Origin of the sequence: Pseudorhodobacter sp., from assembly GCF_030452865.1 — a bacterium.
GTDB lineage: Bacteria > Pseudomonadota > Alphaproteobacteria > Rhodobacterales > Rhodobacteraceae > Pseudorhodobacter.
This window is the reverse complement of sequence record NZ_JAKDLJ010000295.1, coordinates 1-4,682: the sequence shown is the minus strand read 5'-3', so window position 1 is coordinate 4,682 and position 4,682 is coordinate 1. Positions and strand designations below refer to the sequence as shown.

Below are 4,682 nucleotides of genomic sequence, written 5' to 3'. Positions count from 1 at the left end.
ATCCCTGGGGGGGTGGTTTTCTCCCCAACCACCAACAGGGGTGGGGGGCCCCCCCCCCCCCGCGGGGCGGCAAGGGCTCAATGCCCGCGCCGCCCCGTGCACCGCCAAACCAGCGTTACTTCTGCAATTCGGTCCAGATCGCGGTAATATATTCTTGTGCTTTCGGCCCGCATGTCGGCAGGAAATGCCCGTTCTTGGCGAATTCTTCCGCTGGCACCACCTCGGGCGCGGTCTTCATGTCATCCGGCATGAAAGCCTCCGACCCGCTGATGCCATTGGCATAGCGCGCAAAGGCTGAAAGCATCGCGGCATTTTCCGGAACCATGATGTAGTCGAGGAACTTATAGGCATTGTCGACGTTCTTGGCATCCGACAGCAGGGCCACCGAATCCATGAACAACGGATAGCCTTCTTTCGGATAGCCAAATGCCACATCCGGGTTGGCAATCCGCGCCCGCATCGTCGATCCGTTCCAGTTCACGCTTGCCGCCCAGTCATTGTTCGACAGCTTTTCCGTCGCGCCGTAATCCATCGACAGCCAGTCCTTCTTGGCCGCAACCAGCAGATCACGCACTTTCTTCAAGACTTCGGTATCTTCAGTACAAGGCTCACCGCCGACGTTGAAAATCGCCATGTTCACAACATCGGTCATTTCCGGCACGACGTTGATCTTGCCTTTCAACTCCTCCGGAACCCGCAAAAAGATGTCGGACGTGTTGATGTCGCCTTTATAGACCGAGGTGTTCACCGCCACACCCACCGAACCCCACTGCCACGGAATCGAATAGTTGCGGCCCTGATCCCAAGGCACATCGACCCAGCGCGGCGCGATATTGCCCTTGTTGGTCAGCTTGCTCGCGTCCAGCTTCTGGATCAGCCCCTTCTCCACCCAGATCGGGATGTAATTCGCCGATGGCACCACCAGATCGAACCCCGATCCGCCGGCTTCCACCTTGGCCAAAGCGGCGGTGTTGCTGTCGTAATCGGTGACGGTGACGTGGATGCCGGTATCGGCCTCAAACTTCTTCAACAACTCGGGTGAGGTGTAGTTGCCCCAGTTGTAAAGCTGCAATTCGCCTTCTGCCATCGCCAGCGTGGTGCTGGCCAGCAAAAGTGCTGTTGCCGTGAGGATCTTTTTCATTTGTCGTTTCTCCCTTTGGTTTTTTGTTGTCAGTCTTTCTTGCGTGTCAGCAGGAAAAATGCGGTCAGCATCACCACCGTCAGCGCCAGCAGCACTGATGAAATGGCGTTGACTTCGGGCGTGACCGCCCGCCGCATCTGTCCCAGCATATAGGTGGGCAGTGTATCCTGCCCGCCGGATTTTACAAACTCGGTAATCACCACGTCATCCAGACTGATCACGAAGGCCAGCATCGCACCCGCGATAATCCCCGGCAACATCAGCGGCAGGGTCACGCGCCGGAAGGTCAGCCAATGGCTGGCGTAAAGATCGGCGGCGGCGGTTTCCAGCGTCAGGTCCATCCCTTCCAGCCGTGCCCGGATCGGCAGATAGGCGAAGGGGATGCAAAAGGCGGCATGGGCGATGATCAGGTAAATCAAGCCGTTATAGCCGGTCGCGACCTTGATCGAGGCAAAGAAGATCAGCAGTGCCACTGCCGTCACGATCTCCGGCACCATCAGGGGCTGGTTGATCATCACATAGATGAAGGTCTGGCCCTTGAACGCCTTGCGCCGCGTGGTTCCCAGTGCCGCCATCGTCGCGACCGTGGTTGCGATGCCGGAAGCAGAGGCCGCGATGATGAGGGAACGGAACGTCGCCCCCTTCACCGCTTCATTCTGCCAAGCACTGTGATACCAGGTCAGCGAAAACCCTTCCCAAAGGGCGACCGATTGTCCGGCGTTGAAGGAATAGACCACGAGCGTGATGATCGGCAGATAAAGCACGACGAAAACGGCCATGGCGATAAAGCGGAATCCCGGCAGGCGGGCGACCTCAAACGATGGGTTAGCCATGTGGATTCCCCTCCCTGGTGGAGGCTTTGACATAGACCAGAAGTGCGGCCATCACGACAATCAGCAAGGTCATTGACAGCGCCGCCCCGAGCGGCCAGTTGCGCGCTTGGCCGAATTGCAATTCGATGAAGTTGCCGATCATCATGTTCTTGCCGCCGCCCAGTACGCGCGGCGTGACATAGGCCCCAAGCGAAGGCACAAACACAAGGATGGAGCCTGCGATAATTCCCGGCTTCACAATCGGCAGGATCACCCGGCGCAACACCTGTATGCGGCTGGCGTAAAGGTCGTATCCCGCCTCCAGCAACCGCATGTCGAACCGGTCAATCGCGGCGTAAAGCGGCAGCACCATCAGCGGCAGGTAAACATAGGCCATCCCGATCAGCACCGCCGTATCGGTGTAGATGATATGAAGCGGCGTCGAAATCACCCCGATCCAGATCAGAACCGTGTTCAGCAAGCCTTCGTTGCGGATCACCTCATTGATCGCGATGGTGCGGATCAGAAGGTTGGTCCAGAATGGAATCGTGATCAAAAACAGCCAGAGCGCGCGTTGCGTCGGTGGCCGTGTCGCGATGAACCATGCGGTCGGGAACCCGACGGCAAAGGTGATTGCCGTGGTCAGCAGTGACAGTTTGACCGACCGCCAGAAGATCGACAGATGCGCGTCGGCCAGATGCCAGGTGCCGTCGAAGATATCCTTGGAAAACAGGATGCCGACCCAACCGCTCAGATCAAAATTCCAGACCACATTGCCATATTGGCCCGGCGTCAGGAAGGAATAGGTTACCACGATCAGCAGCGGCCCGGACGCAGCGAACAGCAAAACGATCAGCGCCGGGGTGGACAGCAACCACGCGCTGCGGGTGCGGGCGCTTTCGGCTTTTTCTTCGGCGTTGGATGCCATGCTCTCAATCCCCCAACAGTTGCAGGGCGCTGTCCGGGAAGGTGACGCCGACGTTGGTGCCTTTGGCCAGATCACCGCTGCCGGAGGCAGGGCTTTGCATCCGCGCGACAAGCGTGCTGCCATCCTTCATCACCAGATGCAGATGCGTGTCGGTGCCGAAATACACCGTCGCACCAACAGTTGCAGGCAAAGCGCCGGGGTCATTTGCCGCCACCACACGCACCTGTTCGGGGCGGATGGCAAGGGAGACAGGGCCAGGAGGCGCCTTGATCGCGATCTTGCTGCCGATATCGAGTTGCACCGCTTCGCCATCGCTTTTCCCGGTCAGGAAATTCGTCTCGCCGATGAAGCTCGCGACAAAGCGGTTGGCGGGGCGGGTGTAAATCTCTCGCGGGGCACCGACCTGCTGGATATGGCCCGCACTCATCACCGCGATGCGGTCTGACATGGTAAGGGCTTCTTCTTGGTCATGGGTGACGAAAACGAAGGTGATCCCGGTTTCCATTTGCAACCGTTTCAACTCGATCTGCATTTCCTTGCGCAGCTTCAGGTCCAGCGCCGACAAGGGCTCATCGAGCAAAAGCACTTTCGGGGCAGGGGCTAGCGCGCGGGCAAGGGCGACCCGCTGCTGCTGCCCGCCTGAAAGCTGGCTGGTCTTGCGGTCGGCCATCGGTTCCAACTTTACCAGCGCCAGCATCCGCGCCACGGTTTTCTTGATCTCAGCCTTGGGGCGGCCCTGCATTTCCAAGCCAAAAGCGATGTTTTGCGCCACGGTCAGATGCGGAAAGAGGGCGTAGCTTTGGAAAACCGTATTCACCGGGCGCTTGTTCGGCGGCAGTTGGGTGATATCGGCCCCGTCGAGGAGAATTTGCCCGGAGGTGGGCGTCTCAAAGCCCGCAATCAGCCGCAGCAGCGTGGTCTTGCCGCAACCTGACGGGCCAAGGAGGGTAAAGAACTCCCCCTTTTTGATTTTGACGGACACATCATCCAGTGCCTTGACGGCTGTTGCACCCTGACCAAACGCTTTGACGGCATTGCGGGCCTCAACGGCAATCGGGCTTTCGGACATGCTTTTCCCCTCATTTGGCATCGCCTACCCTATGCCGGCGCGCGCGCCTGGCGCAAGGCTGTTTACGAAATCCCCGCCCAGAGAGATGGGTGGCGTTGCCCCCAGGGGGCTGCGCGTTCCAGATCAGCGCAAAGCGCGATCAGGTCATCATCAGCCCCGAAACGTGCCGCCAGATGCACCCCGATCGGCAAACCGCTGGCCGATTGGCCAAGAGGCACTGACGCCGCGGGTTGGCCGGAAGCGTTGAACACAGCCGTATAGGGCGAATAGGCGAAAACACCGCCGGGTCCGATGCGGAAATTCACGTAATCCTCGGTTGTATGGCTGAAGCGCCCGACCTTTGCCGGCAGTTCGGCCAAAGTCGCGGACAGCAGGATATCGGGTGCTGTCACCCCATCAAACACCGCCGCCATTTCGCGGCCGAAGGCGTGAATTTCGTTGACCGCTTCAAGGTAGCGGGTGGGGGAAAGCGTTGCCGCATGGGCCACCGCGCCGCGCCCGACGCCTTCGACCAGATCATTCGAAAGGTCGCGGTTTTTCAGGGATTTGTGGATGGAAAGGGCGGTGCCAATCGCGACAATATCGGTCCATGCCCGCATCATGCCAAGGATATTGGCACGCGGCAGGCCGGGGCTGACGTGATGGCCCATGCTTTCCAGCAGTTTTGCCGCATCCCGCGCGGCGGCGGCACATTCGGGGTCAATCGCCTCACCCGTGAAAGTTGTATCACAC

General features: G+C 59.4%; 5 protein-coding genes. All 5 read right to left on the bottom strand.

Translation table 11 applies throughout. The features are described 5' to 3' along the window. Nucleotides 1-115: 115 nt before the first annotated feature. Nucleotides 116-1,141: an extracellular solute-binding protein gene (locus tag L0H65_RS14900; RefSeq protein WP_301459833.1), complete on the bottom strand. Its 1,026-nt coding sequence runs from the start codon at nt 1,139-1,141 to the stop codon at nt 116-118. Between the two features lie 29 nt (nt 1,142-1,170). Next, a complete protein-coding gene (locus L0H65_RS14895) occupies nt 1,171-1,974 on the bottom strand; it encodes an ABC transporter permease (RefSeq protein WP_301459832.1) in 804 nt (267 codons plus the stop codon). After that, on the bottom strand, nt 1,967-2,881 hold the full coding sequence (locus L0H65_RS14890) for an ABC transporter permease (protein ID WP_301459831.1): 915 nt from the start codon (nt 2,879-2,881) through the stop codon (nt 1,967-1,969). The genes L0H65_RS14895 and L0H65_RS14890 overlap by 8 nt, the downstream gene beginning before the upstream one ends. A gap of 4 nt (nt 2,882-2,885) precedes the next feature. Then, nucleotides 2,886-3,950, bottom strand: a complete 1,065-nt coding sequence (locus tag L0H65_RS14885; RefSeq protein ID WP_301459830.1) for an ABC transporter ATP-binding protein — start codon at nt 3,948-3,950, stop codon at nt 2,886-2,888. Between the two features lie 62 nt (nt 3,951-4,012). After that, nucleotides 4,013-4,682: amidase family protein (locus L0H65_RS14880; RefSeq protein ID WP_301459829.1), on the bottom strand; the 670-nt coding region annotated here is incomplete at its 5' end.